The 2,807-nt window shown below is 41.8% G+C and carries 3 protein-coding genes; all 3 read left to right on the top strand.

Annotated features, from left to right (window positions below):
* Positions 1-1,212 (top strand): glycine--tRNA ligase subunit beta (gene glyS / locus AC29Z1_RS05435; protein WP_488270440.1); only part of this gene is annotated, 1,212 nt, incomplete at its 5' end.
* Between the two features lie 90 nt (positions 1,213-1,302).
* A complete protein-coding gene (gene ccpN, locus AC29Z1_RS05430) occupies positions 1,303-1,962 on the top strand; it encodes a transcriptional regulator CcpN (RefSeq protein ID WP_488270439.1) in 660 nt (219 codons plus the stop codon).
* The gene (locus AC29Z1_RS05425; protein ID WP_488270452.1) at positions 1,952-2,725 is read left to right on the top strand and encodes a pyruvate, water dikinase regulatory protein; all 774 of its coding nucleotides are present in this window, start codon (positions 1,952-1,954) and stop codon (positions 2,723-2,725) included. Before ccpN ends, AC29Z1_RS05425 begins: the two co-directional genes overlap by 11 nt.
* The last annotated feature ends 82 nt before the right edge of the window (positions 2,726-2,807 follow it).

Raw genomic sequence — 2,807 nt, 5'->3', positions numbered from 1 at the left:
GTAACAGGTAAAGACGGCAAACTATTGCCGATGTTTATTACCGTAAGAAATGGTGGAACTGAGCATATTGATATTGTTCGCCATGGAAATGAGCGAGTATTGAAGGCCAGATTGGCTGATGCCAGATTCTTCTTTGAAGAAGACCAAAAAGTAGCCTTGGCTGACCGGGTTGAGAAGCTCAAATCCATTGTATTTCAAGAAGGATTGGGTACACTTTATGATAAAGCGCTGCGGTTAGAACGGTTAGCGGCTTCCATTGGACAGATGCTCGGAACAAGTCAGGAAGAGCTTGCTATTGTTAATCGGGGGGCTCATCTGGCCAAAGCCGATTTAGTAACAGGTATGGTGTGTGAATTTACCGAACTTCAAGGTATTATGGGACGCGAATATGCGCTGCTCGATGGAGAGAATCCGGCAGTTGCGCAAGCGATATTCGAGCATTATCTGCCACGGTTTGCCGGTGATATATTACCGCAAACAACGGCAGGACGTTTAATTAGTATCGCCGATAAAATCGACAATATTGTTGCCACTTTCAGCCGGGGACTCATTCCGACTGGTTCACAGGATCCCTATGCGTTAAGACGGCAGGCTCTAGGTATTGTTCATATTTTAATTGATGCTCAATATCATGTTTCCTTAACGACTGTAGCAGCTCATGCCATGGATTTATTAGGTATTAATGACAATGAACGGCGTAATAAGCTGATAGCAGAAATGCAGGAGTTTTTCCGCCTGCGAATTAAAAACGTGCTACATGACGAAGGCTTACGGTATGACATGATTGATGCTGTGTTAGCAGTTGGGGTTGATGATATCTATGATACCTGGCTTAGAGCCAAAGCTATGGCCATTGAAGGTGGAACCATGGCTATGCAAAAAGCTGTCCAAGCACTTGTGCGAGTAGGAAATCTCGCAAAAAATGCCAATACTGATACCATTGATACAAGTTTATTTTCTGCCGAAGCCGAATATGCCTTATATAAAGCCTATGAAGATGCCCGTGTGGCAATTAAAAAGTATGAAGCAGAAAAAAATTATCAGGGTGTGCTCACAGTCCTAGCTGATATGGCTGCACCAATTGATGCATTTTTTGGAGCTGTTATGGTTATGGTAGAAGATACGGCTGTCAAGAACAATCGTTTAGCTTTATTGAAAGCCATTACTGGTCTAGCTGCCCATACTGCAGATTTGACTAAAATTGTTTTCTAGTCAGGTGTGCCTGCTAGAAAACAAAATATAGTGCAGGACTGATCTTGCTGAGATGGTATTTTGTATCAATATTAAAGGGGGGGGCATTTATTGGGGTTAACGCCGCGGCAAGAAAAAATTGCTGAGATGGTTAGAACGTTAGGCCCGATTACTGGGGAACAAATTGCTGAACGTCTTAGTGTAACCAGAGCGGCACTCAGGCCTGACTTAGCTATCCTGGTAATGTCTGGTATGGTAGAAGCCCGCCCTAAAGTTGGATACTACTATACCGGCAAAAATACTTTAAACCTGCTTACCGAACAAATAAATCGAATAAAAGTAAAGGATGTGCAGTCAGTACCTGTTGTTGTAAGCTCTGGCACGAGTGCTTATGATGCTGTTGTTACCATGTTTTTGGAAGATGTCGGTTCTGTATATGTTGTCGAGCCAGGAGGCATATTAGTTGGAGTAGTATCACGCAAAGATGTGCTTAAAGTAGCTATGGGTGGAAATGACTTGCATAAAATGCCTGTAAACGTACTTATGACACCAATGCCGAAAATAATTGTAACGACTCCAGATGAACCTATTTTGACAGCAGCTAAAAAAATCATTGACAACGAGGTGGACAGTCTGCCGGTGGTTATTCCGGCGGAAGCACGAGGCAACAAAGGTCATGAGCACGAAGTTGTTGGGCGCATAACTAAAACCAATATTACCAGATTGTTTGTTGAAATCGGTGAGGGACGAGGAGGTGACAATTATAGCTAATTTGCCGATTATTTATGCATTATCAGATTCTCTTGGTGAAACTGCTGAAATGGTGGCCCGCGCTACAGCCAGTCAGTTTAATTCCGGAGAATTTGATATCATCCGAGTACCTTATATCAACTCGGTAGAACAAATTACTGAAACTGTGCAAGAAGCATCTAAACATGCTTGTGTTATTTGTCATACCCTGGTTTCTCCAGATTTGCGTGAAGCATTGTTAGAACAGGCTAAAAAATATGCTATTCCAACCATTGATATTATGGGACCGATGATTACTGCCGTACAAGCCATCAGCGGCATTACTCCTAGACTTAAACCAGGGCTTATTCATAAACTTGACCAGGAATATTTTAAACGGGTAGAAGCAGTAGAGTTTGCGGTAAAATATGATGATGGCAAAAATCCATGGGGATTGCTAAAAGCTGATATTGTAATTCTCGGTGTTTCGCGCACTTCGAAAACCCCATTAAGCATGTATTTGGCTCATAAAAAAGTGAAAGTGGCAAATGTGCCACTTGTGCCAGAAATACCGCCACCGCAAGAATTATTCCAAATTCGTTCTGAACGTCTCAAAACTATGGGTTTAGGCCCGGATGCCAGTTATGCTAAAATTGAACGAATCAACGAAGAGCTTGAATATGCTCGTTCTATTATGCGCCAACTGCAATGCCCAGTAATTGATGTGTCTAATAAAGCGATTGAGGAAACAGCAAACCGAATATTAGAAATTATTCAAAAAAATAAGTTGACAAATAATTTGTAAACATAAAAAACCTGGCGATGTAGCCAGGTTTCAGGCTGTCGACAAAGTATTGTCGATAGCCTTTTTATTTATTATGATCATC

The sequence above is a fragment of the Sporomusa sp. genome (assembly GCF_057736855.1).
This window is presented reverse-complemented; position numbering and strand designations above follow the sequence as displayed.